Below are 25173 nucleotides of genomic sequence, written 5' to 3' on the forward strand. Positions count from 1 at the left end.
GTGGTGGGGGCCTGCATCCCGGCCCCCACCACTCCCGTCTGACGCAGAGCGGTCGCTCGTGCCGACGTCCATCGCGTGGTAGGGAGTGGAGGCCCGCATGTCCAACCCTGTCCGGAGGAACTCGGTGTCAGCAGGCTCGGAGAGCAGCGATCGGAGCCGCGCCCCACATCACCTGCGCCCCAGCGAACGGCACGACGCGATCACCGAGCTGGTGCTCAGCGCGGGATCGATGCGCATCGAGGAGCTCGCCGAGCGCTTCGGTGTGAGCACCATGACCGTCCACCGCGACCTCGACACCCTCGAAGCCCGTGGCATCCTGCGCAAGTCGCGGGGTGTGGTGACCGCAGTGGCCACCAGCCTGTTCGAGTCGAGCCCGGAGTACAGGGACCGGGAGAACCGGCAGGAGAAGCAGGCGCTGGCGGGGGTGGCCTTCAGCCTCGTGGAACCCGGCCAGGCGGTCATCCTGGACGACTCGACGACCGGGTTGCACTTGGCCCACATGCTGCCGCAGCGCCAGCCGCTGACGGTCATCACGAACTTCCAGCGCGCCATCACGGAGCTCGTCGGGCACCCGGGGATCGCCCTGATCGCACTGGGCGGCCAGCACTATCAGTGGTGCGACGCGTACATGGGCAGCGTCACGCTCGACGCCCTGCGCTCGCTGCGCGCCGACATCCTCTTCATGTCCACGCCGGCGATCACCGACGACATCTGCTTCCACCAGCACCACGACGCGGCACTCGTCAAACGGGCCATGTTCGAGTCAGCTGCCAAGCGCGTCCTCATGGTGGACCACTCCAAGTTCACCAAGCGGGCTCTGCACGCGCACATCGCCGTCCCCGACTTCGACGTGGTCGTCGTCGACGCGGCCACGTCACCCGATGACGTCTCACGACTGCGGGACAAGGGCGTCACGGTCCTGGTCGCGGAGGCCGATGCCGCCGAGCAGATGCCCCCCGCCGTCGCGTTCTGACCGGTCGCCGAACGGGGGCATCCGAGCGGGACGGGGTTTGGCCACCTCACGCCCGAACGCCACGAGCCGGCCGGCGACGGATCCCGGCCGAGGGAAGCCGGCGCCCTCGGAGTCGACCCCGACCGGCTACCAGCCGCGCGCCCGCCACTCGCCCAGGTGCGGGCGCTCGGCGCCGATCGTGGTGTCCTTGCCATGGCCGGGGTAGACCCAGGCGTCGTCGGGCAGGACGGCGAACAGCCGCTGCTCGACGTCGTCGATCAGGCTGGCGAAGCGCTGCGGGTCCTGCTGGGTGTTGCCGACCCCACCCGGGAAGAGGCTGTCGCCGGTGAACACGTGCGTGCCGGCGTCCCCCGGGCCGCGCCAGACCAGCGCGATGCTGCCCGGCGTGTGCCCGCGCAGGTGGACGACCTCCAGCGTCTGGCTGCCCACGGTCACGGTGTCGCCGTGCTCCACCGGCCGGTCGACGGGGACCGGCAGGTCGTCGGCGTCGGCGGGGTGGGCGACCGTGGTCGCGCCGGTGGCCTCGACGACCTGCGGCAGGGCGCGGTGGTGGTCCCAGTGCCCGTGGGTGGTGACGACGGTGCGCACGTCGGCGTCGCCGATGAACGCGCGCAGCGTCTCCGGCTCGGCGGCGGCGTCCACGAGCAGGGCCTCGCCGGTCTCCTGGTCGCGCAGCAGGTAGGCGTTGTTCGCCATCTCGCTCACGGCGATCTTGCTGATGGTCAGCCCCGGCAGCTCCCGGACGTCGGCGGGCCCGCCGACCTCGACGTCGCCGGTGTAGGTCCCCGAGCTCATCCCAGACTCCGTTCGAGAAGTGTCGGCGACCGTGGATACGGTCCTGCCATGGACGCTAGCGGAGGTCTCGAGGTCGGTGCCCGGCATCGCGTCGCTGGTCGGAGCGGCGTCGTCGGCCTCCCGGCCACCGAGCTCGCCGCGCGCGTCCGGGCGGGGGAGCTGACGGCGGTCGACGTCGTCCGGGCCCACCTCGCCCACCTCGACGAGGTGGAGCCCCGGGTGGGCGCCTTCCGCGTGGTCCGCCGCGAGGCCGCGCTGGCCGAGGCCGCCGCCGTCGACGCCGCGCCCGGCCGCGCGGCGCTCCCCCTGGCCGGGGTGCCGATCGCGGTCAAGGACAACGTCGCGGTGGCGGGGGAGGCCTGCACCGACGGCTCCCCGGCCTGCCCGCGCCGCACGGCCGCCGCGGACCACCCGGTGGTCGCCCGCCTGCGGGCAGCCGGCGCGGTCGTCGTCGGCATCACCCGCGCCCCCGAACTGTGCCTCTACGCCTCCACCGACGGCCCCGGTGCGGTCACCCGCAACCCCTGGGACACCGCCCGCTCCCCGGCGGGCAGTTCGGGAGGCAGCGCGGCGGCGGTCGCGTCGGGCGCCGTGCCGCTCGCCCACGGCAACGACGGGATGGGCTCGCTGCGCCTCCCCGCCGCCGCGTGCGGGCTGGTCGCGCTCAAACCCGGCCGCGGGGTCGTGCCGGCCGGCATCGGCGCCGACGACTGGTCGGGCATGGCCGAGAACGGCGCGCTGGCGACCACCGTGGCCGACCTGGCCGTGGCGCACGCGGTGATGGCGGGGGAGGAGCCGGCGCCCCTCGAGCCGCCCGGCCGGCCGCTGCGGGTCGCGGTGACCACCCGGTCACCGGTGCCCGGTGTCCGGGCCGACGCCGAAGCCCTCGCCGCGGTGGAGCGGGTCGTCGCCGCGCTGGTCGCGGCCGGGCACACGGTGGTCCGCCGCGACCCTCCGGTGCCGGCCTCGGCCGCCGTCGGCACGATCGCGCGCTGGCTGGCCGGCGCCGCCGACGACGCCGCGCACCTCGGCATCCCCCTGGCCGACCTGCAGCGACGCAGCCGCACCCACGCCCGCATCGGCCGGCTCGTCCGCGCCGCCGGCCTGGTCCGGCCGGGCACGGCCGAGCGGTTCCGGGAGGTGATGGTGGGGTTCTTCGGCCTGGAGGCCTCAGCGCAGGGGCCCGGCTCGAGCCTGCGAGGGCCGGGGGGCGGGGAGGTCCTCGATGTCGTGGTCACCCCGGTGACCACCGGCCCGCCGCTGCCGGCCCGGCCGTGGCACGAGCGCTCGTTCATGGCCAACGTCACAGCCAACGCCCGCTGGGCGCCGTGGACGGCGGCCTGGAACCTGGCCGGGCTGCCCGCACTGGTGCTGCCGGCCGGGACGCGGTCGGGCGGGCTCCCGCTGTCGGTCCAGATCGCCGGCCCCCCGGGAGCGGAGAGCCGACTACTCTGGCTGGCCGGAGAGCTGGAACGGCGGCAGCCGTGGCGCCGGCACGCGCCGGTCTTCGACCCCGCCGGCGCCTCTTCCCCGGCTCCCGTCTGAGCACCCGGCGAGGAGCAACGTCGCCGTCGTCACGGATTGCGCGCGGGCGGTGACGGCGTTGTGCACATCGACATCTCGACATCTCCACCGAGGGCCTGCGTGACCGGCCGGCCCGGCTGACCGACAGGGATCACATTGGACCGTCTCGTCGTCCGCGGCGCCCGTGAGCACAACCTCAAGGACGTCCACCTCGACCTGCCCCGCGACGCGCTGATCGTCTTCACGGGGCTGTCCGGCTCGGGGAAGTCCAGCCTCGCCTTCGACACCATCTTCGCCGAGGGCCAGCGCCGGTACGTCGAGTCGCTGTCGGCCTACGCCCGGCAGTTCCTCGGCCAGATGGACAAGCCCGACGTCGACTTCATCGAGGGCCTCTCGCCGGCCGTCTCGATCGACCAGAAGTCGACCAACCGCAACCCGCGGTCGACCGTCGGCACGATCACCGAGGTCTACGACTACCTGCGGCTGCTGTACGCCCGCGCCGGGCAGCCGCACTGCCCGAACTGCGGCAAGCCGATCTCCCGGCAGACGCCCCAGCAGATCGTCGACCAGGTGCTCGCCATGGAGGAGGGCACGCGGTTCCAGGTGCTCGCGCCCGTCGTCCGGGCCCGCAAGGGCGAGTACGTCGACCTGTTCAGCTCCCTGCAGACCCAGGGCTTCTCCCGGGTGCGCGTCGACGGCGTCGTCCACCAGCTCACCGAGCCGCCGAAGCTGAAGAAGCAGGAGAAGCACTCGATCGAGGTGATCGTCGACCGGCTCACCGTCAAGGAGAGCGCCAAGCGCCGGCTCACCGACTCGGTCGAGACCGCGCTGGGCCTGGCCGGCGGTCTCGTCGTCCTCGACTTCGTCGACCTGCCCGACGGCGACCCGCACCGCGAGCGGACCTTCTCCGAGCACCTCGCCTGCGTCGACGACGGCCTGTCGTTCGAGGCCCTGGAGCCGCGGTCGTTCTCGTTCAACTCGCCGTTCGGCGCCTGTCCCGAGTGCACCGGCATCGGCACCCGCAAGGAGGTCGACCCGGAGCTCGTCGTCCCCGACCCGGAGAAGAGCCTGGCCCAGGGCGCGATCGCCCCGTGGTCGACCTCGATGAGCAACGAGTACTTCACCCGGCTGCTCACCGGCCTGTCCCAGCAGCTGGGCTTCTCCATGGACGACCCGTGGGAGCGGCTGCCCGCCAAGGTGCAGAAGGCGATCCTGCACGGCTCGCCGGACCAGGTGCACGTCCGCTACAAGAACCGCTACGGCCGCGAGCGCAGCTACTACGCCGCGTTCGAGGGCGTGCTGCCCTTCCTCGAGCGGCGGCACGAGGACACCGACAGCGACTACATGCGGGACAAGTACGAGGGCTACATGCGCGACGTGCCCTGTCCCGTCTGCCACGGCACCCGGCTCAAGCCGGAGATCCTCGCCGTCAAGCTGGGCGGCCGCTCGATCGCCGAGGTCACCAGCCTCTCCATCGGCGAGGCCGCGCAGTGGCTGGGCGCGCTGGAGCTGGGGGAGCGGGAGAAGGCGATCGCCGACCGCGTGCTGCGGGAGATCCAGGCGCGGCTGTCCTTCCTCGTCGACGTCGGCCTGGACTACCTGTCCCTCGACCGGCCGGCGGCCACCCTCGCCGGCGGTGAGGCGCAGCGGATCCGGCTGGCCACGCAGATCGGCTCCGGGCTGGTCGGCGTCCTCTACGTCCTCGACGAGCCGTCGATCGGGCTGCACCAGCGGGACAACACCCGGCTGATCGAGACGCTCGTGCGGCTGCGCGACATGGGCAACACGCTCATCGTCGTCGAGCACGACGAGGACACGATCAAGACCGCCGACTGGGTGGTCGACATCGGGCCCGGCGCCGGTGAGCACGGCGGCGAGGTGATCGTCAGCGGCACCGTCGCCGACCTGCTGGCCAGCGAGCGGTCCCTCACGGGCGCGTACCTGTCCGGCCGCAAGGAGATCGCGGTGCCGCAGGTGCGCCGCCAGCCCACCCCCGGTCGCGAGCTGGTGGTGAAGGGCGCCCGCGAGAACAACCTGCGCGGGATCGACGTCGCCTTCCCGCTGGGCTGCCTGGTGGCGGTCACCGGGGTGTCCGGGTCGGGCAAGTCCACGCTGGTCAACGACATCCTGTACACGACGCTGGCCAACCAGCTCAACCGCGCGCGCCAGGTGGCCGGCCGGCACCGCACCATCACCGGGATCGACCAGCTGGACAAGGTCGTCCACGTCGACCAGTCGCCGATCGGCCGCACCCCGCGGTCGAACCCGGCGACCTACACCGGCGTCTGGGACCACGTCCGCAAGCTGTTCGCCCAGACGTCCGAGGCCAAGATCCGCGGCTACCAGCCCGGCCGGTTCTCGTTCAACGTCAAGGGCGGCCGCTGCGAGGCGTGTTCCGGCGACGGCACGCTGAAGATCGAGATGAACTTCCTGCCGGACGTCTACGTCCCGTGCGAGGTGTGCAAGGGCGCCCGGTTCAACCGGGAGACCCTCGAGGTCCACTACAAGGGCAAGACGGTCGCCGAGGTCCTCGACATGCCGATCGAGGAGGCCGCGGACTTCTTCGCCGCCATCCCGGCGATCGCCCGGTACCTGCGCACCCTGACCGACGTCGGCCTGGGGTACGTGCGGCTCGGCCAGCCGGCCACCACGCTCTCCGGTGGTGAGGCGCAGCGGGTGAAGCTCGCCAGCGAGCTGCAGAAGCGCAGCAACGGCCGCAGCATCTACGTCCTCGACGAGCCCACCACCGGGCTGCACTTCGAGGACATCCGCAAGCTGCTGCTGGTCCTGCAGGGCCTGGTCGACAAGGGCAACTCGGTGATCGTCATCGAGCACAACCTCGACGTCATCAAGAGCGCCGACTGGCTGATCGACATGGGCCCGGAGGGCGGCTTCCGCGGCGGCACGGTCGTCGCCGAGGGGCCCCCGGAGTTCGTCGCCACGATCCCCGAGAGCCACACCGGCCGGTACCTGGTGCCGATGCTCGACCCCGATGCCGTCGCGGCGGCCGCCGCCCCGAAGAAGCGGGCGCGCAAGAAGGCCAGCTGAGGCGCGCCGGCCGGGTGCCCGGCGGGAGTGGCCGGGCACCCGGCCACTCCCGCCGCGTCGCGCCGTCCCCGGGGAACCGTCACCACCCGCCGCTAGCGTCGCCGCGACGACGACCGGTGCCGGAGGTGGTGGCGTGACCGAGCAGCGGACCTATCCGCACGGGGTGACGTGCTGGATCGACACGGAGCAGCCGGACCCGGCCGCGGCCGCCCGCTTCTACGGCGGTCTCTTCGGCTGGACGTTCACCGACGCGGTCCCGGCGGGGGCACCGGGGACGTACCTGATCGCCACCCTCGGCGGTCGGGACGTCGCCGCGATCGATCCGGCGCCCGCGGGCACCGCGGCGTGGAACACCTACGTCGCCGTGGACGACGCCGACGCCGCCGCAGCCGCCGTGGTCCGGCTCGGCGGGACGGTGACCGCGGGGCCCGAGGACGCGGGCCCCGGCGGCCGCACCGCCACCTGCACCGATCCGGCCGGCGCCGGGTTCCGGCTCTGGCAGGCCCGCCGCCGGCTCGGCGCGCAGCTGACCAACACGCCGGGGACCTGGAACTCCAGCGACCTGCTCACGCCCGGCCGGGACGCCGCGGTGGCCTTCTACGCGCCGCTGTTCGGCTGGGTGGTCGTCGACATGGCGCAGGGGGCGGGCACGATGATCCAGGTCCCCGGGTACGGCGACCACCTCGCCGCCACCGTGGATCCGGGCATCCACGAGCGGCAGGCGTCGGCTCCGCCCGGGTTCGCCGACGTGATCGGCGGCCTGCGGGTGCTGCCGGCCGGGGAACCGGCCCGCTGGCACGTCACCTTCACCGTGGCCGATCGGGACGAGAGCGTGGCCACCGCGGAGCGGCTGGGCGCGGCGGTGCTGCGGTCCGGGGACGACACGTGGACGCGCCACGCGCTGCTGCGGGACCCCCAGGGTGCCGAGTTCACCGTCAGCCAGTTCACCCCGCCCGACGGCGACCGGTAGCGCCCACGAGGCCGCCGCCATCCCAGGCGGACGGCGGCCGACGTGCCTCCCCTTGAGCAATGAGTGGCCGTCGCCGTACTGTCGGTGTGACGGACATCACGCCGTCGGACACGGGGCCCCGAGGAGGAGACGCGCATGGGCGCTGTCCTGCACCAGAACGGCACCCTGCGATGAGCGGGCTCACGCCCGACTGCGACCCGGATCTGTCGAACTGCGGGTCGCCCGTGGGCACGGGGTCGTTCCCCGGCGATCGTGGCGGCTCGCGCGGCCGGTCCACGGCGGTCCTGCTCGCGCTGCTCGTCGCCGGCGCGCTCGTCGCCACCGCGGAGACGGTGCCGGGCGTGCTGAGCGTCCTCGCCGGCGGGGTCGCGCTGCTCTCCGCCCTGGCACTGGGGCGCCGCGCCGTCCGGCTCACCCGCCGGGCCGCGCCCGCGGTGGCCGCCTCCGCGCGCTGGGCCGCGGCGGGGCGGCGGTCGCGTCCGGCGGGGTGACCGGCACGCCGCGTCGACCGGCCGGCGCACCGCGCTGACCGGCTCGCCGCGCACCGGCCCGCCGCGCTGACCGGACGCCGTTCGGCGGACCCGTCGCGGCACGGTCCTGCTGCTCAGCGGCAGGGGGCCTATGGTGCACGTGACCGTCCTCACACGGTCGCGGAGGTGGGTCGCCGTGCTCACGCGCAGGTCGTTCCTCGCCGGCCTGGTGGCCGCGCCGGCGCTCGGTGCGCTCGGATCGCTGGCCGGCTGCGCGGGCACCGTCGTCCAGCCCGGTGACCTCTCCCGGCTGCGGATCATGGCGCCGGCCAGCCCGGGAGGCGGGTGGGACACCACCGCCCGCGTCATGCAACGCGCCATCCAGAGCAGCGGCCTGGCGCGCAACGTGCAGGTCTTCAACGTCGAGGGCGCCGGCGGCGTCATCGGGCTCGGCCAGCTCGCCCGCGAGGACGACGACGCGCTGCTGATGATGATGGGCCTGGTCATGGTGGGCGCCGTCGACACCAACGACTCCACCACCCGGCTCACCGACGTCACGCCGATCGCCCGGCTGATCGGCGAGACCGAGCTCATCGTCGCCCCGCCGGACGCCCCCTTCGACGACGTCGCCGGGTTCGTCGAGGTGTGGAAGGCCGACCCCGCGAACACCCCGATCGCCGGCGGGTCGGCCGGCGGGACCGACCAGATCCTCGCCGGACTGCTGGCCCAGGCCGCCGGCGTCGACCCGGGGCAGATCAACTACATCCCCTACTCGGGCGGCGGCGAGTCGCTGTCCGCCCTGCTCGGCGGCCAGGTCACCGCCGGGATCTCGGGCACCGCCGACTACGGCCCGCAGGTCGCCTCCGGGGACCTCAAGGGGCTGGCGGTCTCCACCGCCGAGCGCAGCGACCAGGTGCCCGACGTCCCGACGCTGGTGGAGTCGGGATTCGACGTCGAGCTGTCCAACTGGCGCGGGGTCATGGCGCGCCCCGGCATGACCGCCACCGCCCGTGACGACCTCACCGCCCTGGTCGTCGACATGCACGACAGCGACGAGTGGGCCGAGGCCCTGGCCAACAACGGCTGGGACGACCTGCTGCTGACCGGCGACGACTACGGCGGGTTCCTCGCCGAGGAGGAGGCCCGGGTGCGCGAGATCCTGGTGCAGATCGGACTGATCCAGTGAGCACGGCCGCCGACCGCCCGCCCGCGACGGCGCCCGTGGAGGAGCCGCGCGGGCGCAGCAACGGCGAGCTGGCCATGACCGTGCTGCTGGGCCTGCTCGGCGTCTACCTCGTCGTCGACGCCGGGACGATCGCCGTCCCCGGCTCGACGAACGCCGTCGGGCCGCGGTTCTTCCCCTACCTGGTCGGTGGCCTGGTCATCGTCACCGCGCTGGCGCTGGGGTACCGCGTGTTCCGCGGCGACCGCGGTCCCGCCGACGAGAGCGAGGACGTCGACCCGACCGCCGGCACGTCGTGGCGGGCGGTCGGCATCATCGCGGTCGCGTTCCTCGCCCACGCCCTCCTGATCAACGTCGTCGGCTGGCCGCTCGCGGTGACCCTGATGTTCGGCACGGTCGCCTGGGCGCTGGGCGCGCGGGGGATCGTCCGGCCCCTGATCGCCGGTGGGGTCACCTCCGTGGTGGTGTGGATCGTCTTCGTCAAGGCGTTGAACGTGGCGCTGCCCGGCGGGGTCCTGCTCGAGCTGGCGACGAGCTGGTTCTAGATGGACGCCCTCAGCGACCTCGCCGCCGGCTTCGCCGACGCGCTGACGCCGGTCAACCTGCTGTTCGCCTTCATCGGCGTCCTGCTGGGGACGGCGGTCGGCGTCCTGCCCGGCATCGGGCCCGCGATGACCGTCGCCCTGCTGCTGCCGATCACCTACGTGCTGGAGCCGGTCAGCGCGTTCATCATGTTCGCCGGCATCTACTACGGCGGCATGTACGGCGGGTCGACGACGTCGATCCTGCTCAACACCCCCGGCGAGGCCAGCTCGATCATGACCGCGCTCGAGGGCAACCGGATGGCCAAGGCCGGCCGGGGTGCCGCGGCCCTGGCCACGGCGGCGATCGGCTCCTTCGTCGCGGGCACGATCGCCACCCTGCTGCTCGCGCTGCTCGCGCCCACCATCGTCGACCTGGCCATCGGGATCACCGCGGCCGACTACTTCGCCCTCGCCGTCCTGGCCTTCGTCGCGGTGTCCACCGTCCTGGGCGCCTCGCCGCTGCGCGGGCTGGCGTCGCTGGGCGTCGGGCTGTACCTGGGGCTGGTCGGCACCGACGTCCTCACCGGGCAGGAGCGGTTCACCCTCGGCATCCCGCAGCTGTCCGACGGGATCGACGTCGTCGTGGTCGCGGTGGCGCTGTTCGCCGTCGGGGAGGCGCTCTACGTCGCCTCCCGGCTGCGCCGCGGGCCGGTGGAGGTCATGCCGGCGTCCGGGCGGTACCTCACCGGCGAGGACCTGCGCCGGTCGTGGAAGCCGTGGTTGCGCGGGACGGCGCTCGGCTTCCCCCTCGGGGCGATGCCGGCAGGCGGGGCGGAGATCCCGACGTTCCTGTCCTACGCCACCGAGCGGAAGCTGACCCGGCACCCCGAGGAGTTCGGCCGCGGCGCCATCGAGGGCGTCGCCGGGCCGGAGGCGGCCAACAACGCCGCGGCCGCCGGCGTCCTCGTCCCGCTGCTCACCCTCGGGCTGCCCACCTCGGCGACCGCCGCGATCCTGCTGGCCGCCTTCCAGGGGTACGGCATCCAGCCCGGCCCGACGCTGCTGACCACGGAGTCCACCCTGGTGTGGACGCTCATCGCGGCGCTGTTCATCGGCAACACGATGCTGCTGGTGCTCAACCTCCCGCTGGCCGGGCTGTGGGTGAAGCTGCTGCGCATCCCGCGGCCCTACCTGTACGCGGGGATCCTGCTGTTCGCCTCCCTCGGCTCCTACGCGGTCAACGCCGACCCGCTGGACCTCGTGCTGCTCCTCGTGCTCGGCTTCCTCGGCTTCGCCATGCGGCGCTACGGCTGGCCGGTGGCGCCGGCGGTCATCGGGCTGATCCTCGGCCCGGTCGCCGAGACCAACCTGCGCCGCGCGCTGGCGATCAGCGGCGGCGACCTGAGCGTCCTGGTCGAGACCTGGTTCAGCCGGGTCGTGCTGTTCCTCGCACTGCTGGCGCTGGTGGTGCCGATCGTGCTGCGCGTCGTCCGCGGCCGCCGATCGACGCCGGAGGAGCTGCAGCACGGCGAGGGGCTCCGGCATCGCGAGCACGCGGCGGCCAACCGCGAGGGATGGGAGGACTAGGTGGGCGGGGTCGTGGTCGTGGGGGTCGTCCCGAACCCGCGGGGACGGGCCGCGCTGGAGCACGCGGTCGTGGAGGCCGAGCGACGGGCGGCCCGGCTGGTGGTCGTCAACAGCTCCCGCGGGGACGCGCTCGTCGACGAGGAGTTCCTGTTCGGCGACCGGCTGCGGCAGCTGCACGCCGACCTGACGGTGTCCGGCGTGCCCTTCGAGGTGCGCCAGCCGGTGGGCCGGGACGTCGCCGAGGAGCTGTCCGCGGTGGTCACCGAGACCGGCGCCGAGCTGCTGGTCATCGGGCTGCGCCGGCGGTCCGCGGTGGGCAAGCTGCTCATGGGCAGCGCCGCCCAGCGGATCCTGCTGGACGTCGACTGCCCGGTCCTGGCGGTGAAGGGCCCACCCGGGGAGGCGACGTGACGGGGACGAGGCGATGACGGCGACCGACGAGGACCTGCGGCTGCTGGAGACCACGGACGGCATCCGGCTGGTGTACCGGCGCTGGCTGCCGGAGGGCGCCCTCCGGGGCACCGTCCTGGTCGTGCACGGCGCCTCCGAGCACTCCGGGCGGTACGGCCGGCTGGCCCGGGCCCTCACCGCGCGCGGTCTGGCGGTGTACGCCCTCGACCTGCGCGGCCACGGCCGGACGGCGGAGTCGACCGGCCCCGGCCGCTTCGGTGCCGCCGGCCCCGACGCCCTGCTGGCCGACGTGCGGGCGCTGGCCGCGGTCGCCGCCGGTGAGCACCCCGGCCTGCCGACCGTGCTGCTCGGCCACTCGATGGGCTCGATCGTCGCGCTGGCCGCCGCGGAGGAGGAGCGCGGGGACCTCGCCGGCCTGGTGCTCTCCGGACCGGTCGGCGTCGCGCCGCACCTGGCCGAGGCGGTCACCGCCCTGGAGGCGTCGACGGCCGCCGGCGCCGGGGACGTGCCGCTGGACGCCCTGGGCGCGTTCAACCAGCCCTTCGAGCCGGCGCGCACCCCGTTCGACTGGCTGTCGCGGGACCCCGCCGAGGTCGACGCCTACCTCGCCGACCCGCTCTGCGGGGACCGGATGCCGCTGACCACCGGCTACGCGGCCGGCGTCTTCGGTCTCGCCGTCCGCTCGGCGACCCCCGAGGCGGTCGCCCGGCTGGCCGACGGCCTGCCGGTGCTGCTGCTGGCCGGGCAGCGGGACCCGGTCGGCGGGGTCGACGCCGCCCAGGTGACCGCCCTCGCCGACCTGCTGCGCGACCGCGGCCTGCCCGTGGAGCTGCACGTCTACCCGGACGCGCGACACGAGGTGTTCAACGAGACCAACCGGGACGAGGTGACCGGCCACCTGCTGGCCTGGCTCGACGCCCGGATCGGCGACTGACCCTCATCCGGCCGGGCGGACGGCCGGTGGGCGGTCGGGGGAGAACCGCTGGTCGTCGGCGGCGCGGGGCTCGTCGTCGGCGGCCGCGCGGGGCAGCGGCGCCTCGGCGGCCGCGACCTCCCGCCAGAACGCGTCGACGCGGGCGTTCCACCGCTCCGGCACCTCCTGGAACGGCTGGTGCGACTCGGTGGCCCAGACCTCGAAGACGGCCCGGGGGACCAGGTCGGCGACGACCTGGCCCAGCTCCGGCCGCGCGGTCATGTCGATCCCGCCGGCGAGCACGAGGGTCGGGGCGCTGACCTGCGGCAGCCTCGCGGTGGTGTCGTGGGCGGCGAAGGCGTCCAGGTGCCGCTGGACCACCTCGGGCGACTGCTTGTGCGGGAAGGCGAGGACCTCGTCGATGAACGCCTCGACCGTGCCGTCGTCGTGCGCGCGGGGCGTGTAGATCACCAGGAAGAAGGCATCCAGGAACGCCCGCTCGTCGGGGACCGCCTCGACCAGCCAGCGGATGAACCGCACCCACTTCTGCAGGTAGGGGTCCATGGCCGCCCAGGTGCTCTGCAGCACCAGGCTGCGCACCACGTCGGGACGGCGCAGCGCCAGTTCCTGGGCGATCTTCGCCCCGCCGGAGAAGCCCGCCACGTGCGCCGAGCCGATGCCGAGCGCGTCCAGCACCGCGGCGGCGTCGTCGGCCATCTCGCCGACGCTCGTCGGGCCGTTGGGCATCGCCGTCCGCCCCGCACCCCGGTTGTCGAACGCGGTGAGCCGGTAGCGGTCGGCCAGCCCGTCGAGCTGGAACCGCCACGACTCGACGGTGTCCCCGAGACCGCCGATGAGCAGGACGTCGGGGCCCTCGCCGACCTGCTCCACCCAGACGTCGAGGGCGCCCGCGCGGACGTGCCCACCCATGACGCGCTCCTCTCGTGCGGACGTCGTCACCCCCGGCCGGCGGCCTCCGGTGGACGGTCGGGAGTCGCCCGGTCCGGGGCCGCTCGCGGGCTGGGGGTCGCGCCGGCCTCGACCTGCTGCCAGAACTCGTCGACGCGGGTGTTCCAGCGGTCGGGGACCTCCTGGAACGGCTGGTGGCACTCGGTGGCCCAGACCTCGAACTGGGCGCCGGGGATCGCCTCGGCGACGGCCCCGCCCAGTGTCCGGGCGGTGGAGTCGACGCCGCCGGCCAGGACGAGCGTCGGCACGGCGATCCGGGACGGGCGGTCCCGGGTGTCGTCGTCGGCGAACGCGTCCAGGTAGCGCCGCAGGTCGTCGGCCGTCTGCTTGTGGGGGAAGGCGAGCACGTCCTCGATGAACGCGGCGACGGTGCCGTCCTCGTGCGCCCGGGCGGTGTAGATGTCCAGGAAGAACCCCTCCAGGAAGGCCCGCTCGCTCGGGGCGACCTCGACCAGCCACTGGACGAACCGCATCCACGACCGGAGGTACACGTCGGGCACGGCCCAGGTGCTCTGCAGCACCAGGCTGCGGACCAGGTCGGGACGGCGCACCGCCAGGTCCTGGGCCACGATGCTGCCCCCGGAGAACCCCGCCACGTGGGCGGACGCGATGCCGAGGCCGTCGAGGACGCCGGCCGCGTCGTCGGCCATGGTCGCCACGCTCACCGGGCCGGGCGGCATCGCCGTCCGCCCGGCCCCGCGGTTGTCGAACGCGGTCAACCGGTAGCGGTCGGCCAGCCCGTCGAGCTGGAACTGCCACGACTCGACCGTGTCGCCGGCGCCGCCGATGAGCAGGACGTCGGCGCCCCGGCCGACCTGCTCGGTCCAGACGTCCAGGTCGCCGACGCGGATGTGTGCGCCCATCGCCGCCGTCCTCTCAGCCGTGTCCCACCGCGTGTGCTCGTGCGTACCGAGGCCGAGGTGCCGGGCGCACCGCGGACTCCGCGCCGCGGACGTCCCTGCGTCGACCCGTGGGCGCACCCCCGCGGAGGACGACCGGACCGGGACCGAGGCTGGACCGCGGCCCGGCGCCCGGGCCAGAGGCGGAGGTCCCCGGGGAATCACACCGATGTCGTCCCAGTGGCCACATCCACGCCCCGCGGACGGCGGACCGTCGTCCACCCCACCTAACCTGGAGGCCATGCCCGACCCGTCCACCTACCGACCGGCGGTCGGCAGCATCCCGGAGGACCCCGGGGTCTACAAGTTCCGCGACCCCAACGGGCGGGTCGTCTACGTCGGCAAGGCCAAGAACCTCCGGCAGCGGCTGAACAGCTACTTCGCCGACGTCGCGGGCCTGCACCCGCGCACGCGGCAGATGGTGACGACGGCGGCCAGCGTCGAGTGGACCGTCGTCGGCACCGAGGTCGAGGCCCTCCAGCTCGAGTACAACTGGATCAAGGAGTTCGACCCGCGGTTCAACGTCCGCTACCGCGACGACAAGAGCTACCCGTCGCTGGCGGTCACCCTCAACGAGGAGTACCCGCGGCTGCAGGTGATGCGCGGGCCGAAGAAGAAGGGCGTCCGCTACTTCGGGCCCTACGCGCACGCCTGGGCGATCCGGGAGACCCTCGACACCCTGACCCGCGTCTTCCCGGCCCGGACCTGCTCCAACGGCGTCTTCAAGCGCGCCGGGCAGATCGGCCGGCCCTGCCTGCTCGGCTACATCGGCAAGTGCGCAGCGCCGTGCGTGGGCCGGGTGTCGGCCGAGGAGCACCGCGCCATCGTCGACGACTTCTGCGACTTCATGGCCGGCCGCACCGACTCGATGGTCAAGCGCCTCGAGCGGGAGATGGCCGAGGCCGCCGAGGCGATGGAGTACGAGAAGGCCGCCCGGCTGCGCGACGACCTGGGCGCGCTCAAGCGGGCGTTGGAGAAGCAGGCCGTCGTCCTCGGGGACGGCACCGACGCCGACGTCGTCGCCTTCGCGCAGGACGAGCTGGAGGCCTCCGTGCAGGTCTTCCACGTCCGCGGCGGGCGGGTCCGCGGCCAGCGCGGCTGGATCGTCGACAAGGTCGAGGAGGTCACCACCGGCGAGCTGGTCGAGCAGTTCCTGCTGCAGGTCTACGGCGGGGTCGACGAGCAGACCGGCGCGGTCGAGTCGGGGGAGACGGTGCCCAAGGAGGTGCTCGTCCCCGAGCTGCCCCAGGACGCCGACGTGTACGAGGAGCTGCTCAGCGAGCTGCGCGGGTCCCGGGTGTCGCTGCGGGTGCCGCAGCGCGGCGACAAGCGGGCCCTGCTGGAGACCGTCGAGCGCAACGCCAAGGAGGCGTTCGCCCGGCACCGGGTGAAGCGGTCCAGCGACCTCACCGCCCGCTCGCTGGCGCTGCAGGAGCTGCAGGAGGCCCTGGAGCTGCCCGACGCGCCGCTGCGGATCGAGTGCATGGACGTCTCGCACGTCCAGGGCACCAACGTGGTGGCGTCGATGGTGGTGTTCGAGGACGGCCTGGCCAAGAAGTCCGACTACCGCCGGTTCAGCGTCACCAACGGAACCGACGACACCGCGGCCATGGCCGAGGTGGTGCGCCGGCGGTTCGCCCGGCACCTCAAGGAGGAGCAGGACCGCAAGGACGAGCAGGGGGTCGCCGCGGAGGAGGGCCGGCCGCGCCGGTTCGCCTACCCGCCGAACCTGCTGGTCGTGGACGGCGGCGCCCCGCAGGTGGCCGCGGCCGCGAAGTCCCTCGACGAGCTCGGCGTCGTCGACGTCGCCGTGTGCGGGCTGGCCAAGCGCATGGAGGAGGTGTGGCTGCCCGGCGAGAGCGACCCGGTGATCCTGCCGCGCACCTCCGAGGCGCTGTACCTGCTCCAGCGGGTGCGCGACGAGGCACACCGGTTCGCGATCACCTACCACCGGCAGAAGCGGTCCACCAGCATGCTGGTCTCCCTGTTGGACGACGTCCCCGGTCTCGGGGAGTCGCGGCGGAAGGCGCTGATGAAGCAGTTCGGGTCCCTCAAGCGGCTGCGGGCCGCGACCGTCGAGGAGCTGATGGCCGTCCCCGGCATCGGCCGGCGCACGGCGGAGGCGGTGCAGGCGGCGGTGGCCGAACCGGCTCCGGACTCGCCACCGGCCGACGACGTCGTGGAGACGACGACCGCCCCGGCCGGCCCCGCCGAACGGGGCGCCCCGCAGTCGGGCGCCGGGGCCACCGCCGAGGTCGGGCTTGTGGCCTCGTGAGCGGGGGCACCGAACTGACCAGCTCCCGCGACGAGGTGACCCGCCCGCACGGCCCCCTCGGGACGCCCCCGGGGACCCCGGGTCACCCGCACACCGACGTCCCGCCGCCCATCGACCCGGCGTCCACCGAGACCCAGCCGCTGGACGTCGTCGTCGTCACCGGCCTGTCCGGCGCCGGCAAGAACAGCGCCGGCCGGGTGCTGGAGGACCTCGGCTTCTTCGTCGTCGACAACCTGCCGCCGGCGCTGCTCCTGCCGATGGTGGAGCTCGGCGCCCGCGGCGACCTGCGCCGCTTCGCGGCCGTGGTCGACGTCCGCAGCCGGGCCTTCTCCAGCGACCTGCAGGAGGCCATCCGGGTGCTGGCCGAGGCCGGCCACCGCCCGCGGGTGGTCTACGTGCACGCCCGCGACGAGGTGCTGGTGCGCCGGTACGAGTCGGTGCGCCGCGAGCACCCGCTGCAGGGCGACGGCACGCTGATCGACGGCATCTCCGCCGAGCGCGCGCTGCTCACCGGGATCGCCGGCGAGGCCGACCTGTGGGTCGACACCAGCGACCTCAACGTCCACCAGCTGCGCGCCACGCTGGAGAAGGCGTTCGCGCACGAGGGGCAGCTCCCGCCGCTGACCGCCACGGTGCTCAGCTTCGGCTTCAAGTACGGACTGCCGCTGGACGCCGACCTCGTCGTGGACGCCCGGTTCCTGCCCAACCCGCACTGGCTGCCCGAGCTGCGCGCGCACACCGGGCAGGACGCCGACGTCCGCGACTACGTCCTCGGCCAGGACGACGCCCGCCCGTTCCTCGACCGCTACTCCGACGTGCTGCGGCTGCTCATCCCCGGCTACCGGCGCGAGGGCAAGCGCTACCTGACCCTCGCCGTCGGCTGCACCGGCGGCAAGCACCGCAGCGTGGCGATCGCCGAGGAGTTCGCCCGCCGGCTGACCGCGGAGGGGATCGCCACCACCGTCCAGCACCGCGACCTGGGCCGCGAGTAGTGGGGGCCGTGGAGACCGAGCCGCGGGTCCCCGCGCTCGACCGCCCGCTGCGGGTGGTCGCCTTCGGCGGCGGCCACGGCCTGGCCGCGGCCCTCGGCGCGTGGCGGCAGCTCACCACCGAGCTGACCGCGGTGGTGACGGTGGCCGACGACGGCGGGTCCTCGGGCCGGATCCGCCGGGAGATGCCGGTCCTGCCGCCCGGCGACCTGCGCATGGCCCTCGCGGCCCTGGCCGGCGACGCCGCGGACACCCGCCGCATGGCCGCGCTGCTGCAGCACCGGTTCGGCGGCACCGGCGTGCTCGCCGGGCACCCCGTCGGCAACCTGGTGCTCACCGGGCTCACCGAGCTGCACAGCGGCGACGCCGTGGCGGCCCTGGACGACCTGTGCCGCCTGCTGGGCGCCCGCGGGCGGGTGCTGCCGATGGCCGACGTCCCGCTCGACCTCGTCGCCCGGGTGGAGAGCACCGACCCGGACGACCCGTCGCGCACCCGCACCATCCGCGGCCAGGTCGCGATCGCGTCCACGCCGGGCCGGGTGCGCGACATCATCGTCTCGCCGCCGGACCCGCCGGTGAACGGCGCCGTCCTCGAGGCCATCGCGGCGGCCGACGTGGTGTCGCTGGGGCCCGGGTCCTGGTACACCTCCGTGCTGCCGCACCTGCTGGTGCCGCGGCTGCGGGCCGCCCTCGAGGCGAGCAGGGCTCGGGTGGTGGTCGTGCTGAACCTGGAACCGCAACCGGGGGAGACCGACGGCTTCTCGCCGGAGGAGCACCTCACGGTGCTGCGCAGCCATCTGGGCGGGGTGGCGCTGCACACGGTGATCGCGGATGTCGACTCGGTTGTTGACCGCTGTGGTCTCCTTTCTGCAGTCCGCGAGTGCGGTGCGGAGCTCGTCCTGGCTCCCGTCGCCGCACCCGACGGGTCACCGCGCCACGACCCGGGCCGCCTCGCGGCGGCGTTGAGGCCGGCGGTGGCGGTGCGCTAGGGCCCAACGGGCATGGAAATCCGGCGCCGGGTACCGGACCCTTCGGTACCGGCACCGGTACGAGGGGGAGAAGAGGGGACGTCGCACATGGGGCCTGGTAACCCCGGGGGAACGTGGGGGTGGACGGCATGGCGATGACGGCCATGGTCAAGGACGAGCTGTCTCGGGTGGAGTGCACCAAGACCTCCGAGCGCAAGGCGGAGGTCACCGCCCTGCTGCGCTTCAGCGGTGGGCTGCACATCGTCGGTGGCCGGGTGGTCATCGAGGCCGAGCTCGACACCGGATCCGTCGCCCGCCGGCTCCGACGCGACATCAGCGAGGTCTACGGCTACACCAGCGGCGTCAGCGTGCTCGCCGGCGGCAACATCCGCCGCGGGGTGCGCTACCTGGTCCGCATCGCCAAGCACGGCGAGGGCCTGGCCCGCCAGACCGGGCTGGTCGACCAGCGCGGGCGTCCGGTGCGCGGCCTGCCGCCGGCGGTGGTCTCCGGCAGCATCAACGACGCCGAGGCCGCCTGGCGCGGTGCCTTCCTCGCCCACGGGTCGCTGACCGAGCCGGGGCGCTCGTCGTCACTGGAGGTCACCTGCCCCGGCCCGGAGGCCGCGATGGCGCTGGTGGGCGCGGCACGGCGGCTCGGCATCGCCGCCAAGGCCCGGGAGGTGCGCGGCGCCGACCGCGTGGTGGTCCGGGACGGCGACGCGATCAGCGCGCTGCTGACCCGCATGGGCGCCCACGACGCCGTCCTGGCCTGGGAGGAGCGGCGGATGCGCCGCGAGGTCCGGGCCACGGCCAACCGGCTGGCCAACTTCGACGACGCCAACCTTCGCCGCTCGGCGCGGGCCGCCGTCGCCGCCAGTGCCCGGGTGGAGCGCGCCCTGGAGATCCTCAACGGCGACGCCCCCGAGCACCTGCTCATCGCCGGTCGGCTGCGGCTGGAGCACGGGCAGGCGTCGCTGGAGGAGCTCGGTCAGCGGGCCGACCCGCCGATGACCAAGGACGCCGTCGCCGGCCGGATCCGTCGCCTGCTCGCGATGGCCGACAAGCGGGCCAAGGACCTCGGCATCCCCGACACCGAGTCCGTCGTCACCGAGGACATGCTCACCCAGTAGTAGGACCTCCCTGCCCCCCACGCCTCGCAGGCGCAGGCGCGGGTCCCTGCAGGGAGGCCGTTCCAGCGCGTCACCAGGCTCGCGACGAGCCTCTGGACGGGGCCGCGGCGGGGCCCTGCAGGGAGGCCGTTCCGGTGCGCCCAGGCTCGCGGCGTGGCCCGGGCCGGCTCCCTGTGGCCCGGGTCACGGTCGGTCGGGGACCGCTAGGGTCTGCACGGGGCGAGGCCGCGACGACGCGGCCCCCGAGTGACAGTCGTCGACCGACAGCGGAGGTCTGCAGTGACCGTACGGGTGGGCATCAACGGATTCGGCCGGATCGGCCGCAACTTCTACCGGGCCGCCGCGGCCAGCGGCAAGGACGTCGAGATCGTGGCGGTCAACGACCTCACCAGCCCCGAGGTCCTGGCGCACCTGCTCAAGTACGACAGCATCCTCGGCACGTTCCCCGAGGACGTCGCCGCCGACGGCGAGGGCATCAAGGTCGGTGGGGCCACCGTCAAGGTGCTCTCCGAGCGCGACCCGGCCAACCTGCCGTGGGGCGACCTCGGCGTCGACGTGGTCGTGGAGTCCACCGGCTTCTTCACCAAGGCCGACGACGCGCGCAAGCACGTCGACAAGGGCGGGGCGAAGAAGGTCGTCATCTCCGCGCCGGCCACCGGCGACGACCTCACGATCGTCATGGGCGTCAACCACGACAAGTACGACGGCTCGCAGACGATCATCAGCAACGCCTCCTGCACCACGAACTGCCTGGCGCCGCTGGCGAAGGTCCTCAACGACGCGTTCGGCATCGAGCGCGGCCTGATGACCACCATCCACGCCTACACCGCCGACCAGAACCTGCAGGACGGCCCGCACAAGGACCTCCGCCGCGCCCGCGCCGCCGCGCTGAACATGGTGCCGACCTCGACCGGCGCCGCGAAGGCGATCGGCCTGGTCCTGCCCGAGCTCCAGGGCAAGCTCGACGGGTACGCCGTCCGTGTCCCGGTGCCCACCGGCTCGGCCACCGACCTCACCGTCCAGCTCTCCCGCGAGGCCTCGGCCGAGGAGATCGACGCCGCCTACCGCGAGGCCGCCGCCTCCGGCCCGCTGGCCGGCTACCTGCGCTACACCGACGCGCCGATCGTCTCCTCCGACATCGTCACCGACCCGTCGTCGTGCATCTACGACGCGAAGCTGACCAAGGTGTTCGGCCCGATGGCCAAGGTGCTCGGCTGGTACGACAACGAGTGGGGCTACTCCAACCGCCTCGTCGACTCCGTCGAGCTCGTCGGCCGTTCCCTCTGACGGCGACGATGCGCAGCCTCGACGACCTGCTCGCCGAGGGGGTCTCAGGTCGGCGCGTGCTCGTGCGCGCCGACCTGAACGTCCCCCTGGACAAGGGCACCCGCGCGATCACCGACGACGGCCGGATCCGCGCCAGCCTGCCCACCCTGCAGGCGCTGCGGGACGGTGGCGCCCGGGTGGTCGTCGCCGCGCACCTCGGCCGGCCCAAGGGCGCGCCGGACCCGCAGTACTCCCTGGCCCCGGTCGCCGAGCGGCTGGGGGAGCTGCTGGGCGCCGACGTCCCGCTGGCCGCCGACGTGGCCGGCGAGGACGCGCAGGCCCGGGCCGCGGCGCTCGGCGACGGCGACGTCCTGCTGCTGGAGAACGTCCGGTTCGAGGCGGCCGAGACGTCGAAGGACGACGCCGAGCGAGGTGCGCTGGCCGACCGGCTGGCCGCCCTCGCCGACGTCTACGTCGACGACGCCTTCGGCGCGGTGCACCGCAAGCACGCCTCGGTGTACGACGTCGCCCAGCGGCTGCCGCACGTCGCCGGCCGGCTGGTCGCCCAGGAGCTCGACGTCCTGACCCGCCTGACGCAGGACCCGGAGCGGCCCTACGTGGTCGTGCTGGGCGGCTCGAAGGTCAGCGACAAGCTCGCCGTCATCGAGGCGCTGCTGCCCAAGGTCGACCGACTGCTGGTCGGCGGCGGGATGTGCTTCACCTTCCTGGCCGCCCAGGGGCACGGCGTGGGCAAGTCCCTGCTGGAGACCGACCAGGTCGACACCTGCCGCCGGCTGCTGGCCGAGGCCGGGGACCGGATCGTGCTGCCGCTCGACGTGGTGTGCGCGCCGGAGTTCAGCGCCGACGCCCCCACCACCACGGTCGGCGTCGACGCGATCCCCGACGACCAGATGGGCCTGGACGTCGGCCCGCGGACGGTCGAGGCGTTCGGCCGGGAGCTGGGCGGGGCGCGCACCGTGTTCTGGAACGGTCCGATGGGCGTCTTCGAGCTCGCGCCGTTCCAGGCGGGCACCCGCGGCGTGGCCGAGGCGGTCGCCGCCGTGGCCGGGCTGTCCGTGGTCGGGGGCGGCGACTCCGCGGCCGCGGTGCGCCAGCTGGGCCTCGACGAGACCGCCTACGGGCACATCAGCACCGGCGGCGGCGCGTCGCTGGAGTACCTCGAGGGCCGGGAGCTGCCGGGCCTCGCGGTGCTGGCCGACCGAGAGGGCGAGTGATGGCACGGAAGGGCACGCCGGTCCGGCGGGAGGGACGACGTCCCCTCATCGCCGGCAACTGGAAGATGAACCTCACCCACCTCGAGGCCATCGGCCTGGTGCAGAAGCTCGTCTTCTCGCTCAAGGAGCCCGAGCTCGAGGCGGCCGAGGTCGTCGTCCTGCCGCCGTTCACCGCGCTACGCAGCGTCCAGACGCTGGTCGCCGGCGACAAGCTGGAGGTCGGTTACGGGGCGCAGGACCTCTCGGTCCACGACTCCGGCGCGTACACCGGCGAGGTCAGCGGCGCGATGCTGGCCTCCCTGGCCTGCACCTACGTCGTGGTCGGGCACTCCGAACGGCGCGCGCTGCACGGTGAGGACGACGCGCTGGTGGCCGCCAAGGTGCAGGCCGCCCTGCGGCACGGCCTGGTGCCGATCCTCTGCGTGGGGGAGGGGCTCGACGTCCGCAAGGCCGGGCAGCACGTGCCGCACTGCACCACGCAGCTGGACGCCGCGCTCGAGGGCCTGCCCGACGAGCAGGTGCGCTCCATCGTGATCGCCTACGAGCCGGTGTGGGCGATCGGAACCGGCGAGGTGGCCACCCCCGAGGACGCTCAGGAGGTGTGCGGTGCCCTTCGGTCACGGCTCGCCGAGCGTTTCGGTCCGGAGACGGCCGCGGTGGTCCGTATCCTCTATGGCGGGTCGGTGAAGGCCGCGAACACGGCCGGGATCCTGGCCGGGCCGGACGTCGACGGCGCGCTCGTCGGTGGCGCCAGCCTGGACGCCGACGAGTTCGCGCAGATCTGTCGGACAGCAGCCGACGGCAGCTGACCGCCGCCGCCGGCGAGGCGGGGAGCGGTAGTGGAAAGCACGCAGCAGGGACCGGCGGGGCGGGGCCCGGCCTGGGCCCGCGGCACCCGCGGCCGGGTGGCGGCCATCGCCGGCGCCGTCGCCCTGGTCGTCGGCGCCGCCGTGAGCTGCAGCAGTGGCTCGGGGGACACCTCGGGGGTCCCCGTGCAGGGCGACGGACCGGACGCCGGTCTCACCGGCGTCCGGTCCGCCTCCGACGCCACCGGCGGCACGCTGCGGGTGGTCGCCGGCGAGATCGACAACCTCGACCCGCAGCGCTCCTACCTGCCGGGCGTGTGGAACCTCATGCGGCTCTACACCCGCACGCTGGTGACGTACTCCACCGAGCCCGGGCGCACCGACGAGCTGGTGCCCGACCTCGCCACCGACCTCGGCACCACCCCCGACGGCGGCACCACCTGGACGTTCACCCTCCGCGACGGGACCCGGTTCGAGAACGGCCGGGCCATCACCTCGCGGGACGTCAAGTACGGCATCGAGCGCTCGTTCGCCTCGGACGTGGTGGTGGGCGGGCCCACCCACGTCGTCGAGCTGCTGGACGACCCGGGCAACCCCTACGCCGGCCCGTACCAGGACGAGTCGCCCGAGAAGCTGGGCCTGGCCGCGATCGAGACGCCCGACGACCGGACGATCACCTTCCGCCTGCGCAGCCAGCAGCCGGACTTCCCGTACGTCATGGCCCTGCCGTCGAGCAGCCCCGTGCCGATCGAGAACGACCGCGGCGCCGACTACGGCGGGGATCCGGTCTCCTCCGGCCCGTACGCGATCACCAGTGTCGACGCGGTCACCGGCATCGTGCTCGACCGGAACCCCGAGTGGGACCCGGCGACCGACGACGTCCGCACCGCGCTGCCCGACCAGGTCGTCGTCCGCACCGGGCTGAGCGGCGTCGAGCGCGACCAGGCCCTGCTGGCCGGGTCGGCGGACGTCGACGTCTCCGGGACCGGCGTGCAGGCCGCCACCCAGGCACGACTGGCGGAGGGGACCGGCGGCGAGGTGCCGGTGACCGACCGGGTGGACGAGGTGACCAGCGGCGTGGTGCGGCTGCTGGCGCTGCCGACGAACGTCGCGCCGCTCGACGACCCGGACTGCCGCGCCGCGGTGGCCGCGGCCGTGGACCGCCGCGCGGTGCAGGAGGTCCTCGGCGGGTCGGTCAACGCGGTGCGGACCTCCCAGCTGTGGCCCCGCGGGCTCGACGGCGGCCCCGAGGACGGCGACCCCGCGCCCGACCCGGCTGCCGCGCGCGAGCACCTCCAGGCCTGCGGGCAGCCCGACGGGTTCAGCACCGTGCTGGCCGTCCCGGACGCCGCCAGCAGCGTGGCCGTGGCCGACGAGGTCGCCGGCCAGCTGGCCGAGGTCGGCATCGAGGCCGAGGTCCGGCCGCTGGCCGCCCCCAGCTTCTACGCCACCGACGTCGGCAACCCCGACAACGTCGCGGCCCAGGGCTTCGGGATCGTCCTGGCCACCTGGACGGCGGACTTCCCGACCCCCGGCTCCTTCCTCGTGCCGCTCGTCGACGGGCGCTCGGTGAGCCCGGTCGGGAACACCAACTTCGCGCGGCTCGCCGACCCGGAGCTGAACGGGCTGATCGACACCGCCCGCGCGACCGGCGACGCGCAGGAGGCCCGTGCCGCCTGGCGGGACGTCGCCGCCGCGGCCACGGCCACGAGCGCGTACGTGCCGCTGGCCGAGGGCCGGGTGCAGCTGCTCGCCGGTCAGCGGCTGCGCAACGGCGTGGTGATGACCGCCTACAGCGGCTACGACGTCGCGACCGCCGGCGTCCGCTGACAGAGACGGTCCGCTGACCGCGGTCGGGGACCCGTCCGGGTCGTGTCGGCCGGGACCCGCTGCGCGGTCGGTTACCCTCGACGCATGATCGAGCTGGTCCTCAACGTGCTGCTGGTGCTCACCAGCGCGCTCCTCGTGGTGCTGATCCTGCTGCACCGGGGCAAGGGCGGGGGCCTGTCCTCGATGTTCGGTGGCGCGGTGTCCTCGCAGCTGTCCGGGTCCTCCGTGGTGGAGAAGAACCTCAACCGCCTGACGGTCTTCACCGGCCTCGTCTGGGCCGTCTGCATCGTCGGCCTCGGGATCCTGCTCAAGGTCTGACCAGCGCGACGCGTGTTCCTCGTGGGAAAGGTGAGCGGAATCTCGCTGTCCAGGCCCTAGACTGCCCGCGCGGCCGGTCGACGCCGCAGA

The 25173-nt window shown here is 74.1% G+C and carries 22 protein-coding genes; 19 read left to right on the forward strand and 3 right to left on the reverse strand.

From position 1 onward, the window contains the following. Positions 1–97 precede the first annotated feature (97 nt). A complete protein-coding gene (locus ACI789_RS19130; protein ID WP_457010954.1) occupies positions 98–973 on the forward strand; it encodes a DeoR/GlpR family DNA-binding transcription regulator in 876 nt (291 codons plus the stop codon). 126 nt (positions 974–1099) lie between these two features. On the opposite strand, the gene ACI789_RS19135 is transcribed toward ACI789_RS19130, so the two are convergent. Then, positions 1100–1768 carry an MBL fold metallo-hydrolase gene (locus ACI789_RS19135; RefSeq protein WP_457010955.1) on the reverse strand — a complete coding sequence of 223 codons (669 nt, stop codon included), beginning with the start codon at positions 1766–1768 and terminating at the stop codon, positions 1100–1102. Positions 1769–1816: 48 nt separating this feature from the next. Between ACI789_RS19135 and ACI789_RS19140 the strand changes: the two genes are divergently transcribed. From ACI789_RS19140 to ACI789_RS19180, 9 genes are all read left to right on the forward strand, one after another. Beyond that, positions 1817–3313, forward strand: a complete 1497-nt coding sequence (locus ACI789_RS19140; protein WP_457010956.1) for an amidase — start codon at positions 1817–1819, stop codon at positions 3311–3313. A gap of 135 nt (positions 3314–3448) precedes the next feature. Continuing rightward, entirely contained in the window at positions 3449–6340 is a 2892-nt protein-coding gene (gene uvrA, locus ACI789_RS19145; protein ID WP_456917254.1) for an excinuclease ABC subunit UvrA, read from the forward strand. A 133-nt stretch (positions 6341–6473) separates the two neighbouring features. After that, complete coding sequence (locus tag ACI789_RS19150; protein ID WP_457010957.1) at positions 6474–7310, forward strand: VOC family protein; 837 nt, start codon at positions 6474–6476, stop codon at positions 7308–7310. Positions 7311–7480: 170 nt separating this feature from the next. Beyond that, positions 7481–7801, forward strand: coding sequence for a hypothetical protein (locus ACI789_RS19155; RefSeq protein ID WP_456917255.1), 321 nt, complete (start codon positions 7481–7483; stop codon positions 7799–7801). 175 nt (positions 7802–7976) lie between these two features. Beyond that, the gene (locus ACI789_RS19160; protein ID WP_457010958.1) at positions 7977–8966 is read left to right on the forward strand and encodes a Bug family tripartite tricarboxylate transporter substrate binding protein; all 990 of its coding nucleotides are present in this window, start codon (positions 7977–7979) and stop codon (positions 8964–8966) included. Further along, positions 8963–9508 (forward strand): tripartite tricarboxylate transporter TctB family protein, encoded by a 546-nt coding sequence (locus tag ACI789_RS19165; RefSeq protein ID WP_457010959.1) that lies wholly within the window; start codon positions 8963–8965, stop codon positions 9506–9508. Before ACI789_RS19160 ends, ACI789_RS19165 begins: the two co-directional genes overlap by 4 nt. Next, on the forward strand, positions 9509–11074 hold the full coding sequence (locus ACI789_RS19170) for a tripartite tricarboxylate transporter permease (protein ID WP_456917258.1): 1566 nt from the start codon (positions 9509–9511) through the stop codon (positions 11072–11074). Continuing rightward, positions 11075–11485, forward strand: coding sequence for a universal stress protein (locus tag ACI789_RS19175; protein ID WP_457010960.1), 411 nt, complete (start codon positions 11075–11077; stop codon positions 11483–11485). A 13-nt stretch (positions 11486–11498) separates the two neighbouring features. Further along, positions 11499–12419 carry an alpha/beta fold hydrolase gene (locus ACI789_RS19180; RefSeq protein ID WP_457010961.1) on the forward strand — a complete coding sequence of 307 codons (921 nt, stop codon included), beginning with the start codon at positions 11499–11501 and terminating at the stop codon, positions 12417–12419. Positions 12420–12422: 3 nt separating this feature from the next. Here ACI789_RS19180 and ACI789_RS19185 read toward each other — a convergent pair whose 3' ends face one another. Together ACI789_RS19185 and ACI789_RS19190 are read right to left on the reverse strand one after the other, a co-directional pair. Continuing rightward, complete coding sequence (locus tag ACI789_RS19185; RefSeq protein ID WP_457010962.1) at positions 12423–13328, reverse strand: alpha/beta fold hydrolase; 906 nt, start codon at positions 13326–13328, stop codon at positions 12423–12425. A 26-nt stretch (positions 13329–13354) separates the two neighbouring features. Then, positions 13355–14230, reverse strand: a complete 876-nt coding sequence (locus ACI789_RS19190; protein ID WP_457010963.1) for an alpha/beta fold hydrolase — start codon at positions 14228–14230, stop codon at positions 13355–13357. 277 nt (positions 14231–14507) lie between these two features. Here ACI789_RS19190 and uvrC point away from each other — a divergent pair, with 277 nt between their 5' ends. The 9 genes from uvrC (at position 14508) to secG (ending at position 25083) form a co-directional block, all read left to right on the forward strand. Continuing rightward, entirely contained in the window at positions 14508–16541 is a 2034-nt protein-coding gene (uvrC, locus tag ACI789_RS19195; RefSeq protein ID WP_457010964.1) for an excinuclease ABC subunit UvrC, read from the forward strand. Continuing rightward, the gene (gene rapZ, locus ACI789_RS19200) at positions 16538–17533 is read left to right on the forward strand and encodes an RNase adapter RapZ (RefSeq protein ID WP_457010965.1); all 996 of its coding nucleotides are present in this window, start codon (positions 16538–16540) and stop codon (positions 17531–17533) included. The genes uvrC and rapZ overlap by 4 nt, the downstream gene beginning before the upstream one ends. Positions 17534–17541: 8 nt before the next feature. Beyond that, positions 17542–18519 carry a gluconeogenesis factor YvcK family protein gene (locus tag ACI789_RS19205; RefSeq protein WP_457010966.1) on the forward strand — a complete coding sequence of 326 codons (978 nt, stop codon included), beginning with the start codon at positions 17542–17544 and terminating at the stop codon, positions 18517–18519. A 128-nt stretch (positions 18520–18647) separates the two neighbouring features. Next, positions 18648–19628 carry a DNA-binding protein WhiA gene (gene whiA / locus ACI789_RS19210; protein WP_457010967.1) on the forward strand — a complete coding sequence of 327 codons (981 nt, stop codon included), beginning with the start codon at positions 18648–18650 and terminating at the stop codon, positions 19626–19628. A gap of 279 nt (positions 19629–19907) precedes the next feature. After that, positions 19908–20915 (forward strand): type I glyceraldehyde-3-phosphate dehydrogenase, encoded by a 1008-nt coding sequence (gene gap / locus ACI789_RS19215; RefSeq protein WP_456917266.1) that lies wholly within the window; start codon positions 19908–19910, stop codon positions 20913–20915. Between the two features lie 8 nt (positions 20916–20923). Next, complete coding sequence (locus ACI789_RS19220; RefSeq protein WP_457010968.1) at positions 20924–22129, forward strand: phosphoglycerate kinase; 1206 nt, start codon at positions 20924–20926, stop codon at positions 22127–22129. After that, complete coding sequence (gene tpiA, locus ACI789_RS19225; protein ID WP_457010969.1) at positions 22129–22938, forward strand: triose-phosphate isomerase; 810 nt, start codon at positions 22129–22131, stop codon at positions 22936–22938. The genes ACI789_RS19220 and tpiA overlap by 1 nt, the downstream gene beginning before the upstream one ends. Before the next feature lie 30 nt (positions 22939–22968). Then, positions 22969–24765 carry an ABC transporter substrate-binding protein gene (locus tag ACI789_RS19230; RefSeq protein ID WP_457010970.1) on the forward strand — a complete coding sequence of 599 codons (1797 nt, stop codon included), beginning with the start codon at positions 22969–22971 and terminating at the stop codon, positions 24763–24765. Positions 24766–24849: 84 nt separating this feature from the next. After that, positions 24850–25083: a preprotein translocase subunit SecG gene (gene secG, locus ACI789_RS19235; RefSeq protein ID WP_457010971.1), complete on the forward strand. Its 234-nt coding sequence runs from the start codon at positions 24850–24852 to the stop codon at positions 25081–25083. Positions 25084–25173 lie beyond the last annotated feature (90 nt).

The organism is Geodermatophilus sp. SYSU D00965, from assembly GCF_054050075.1.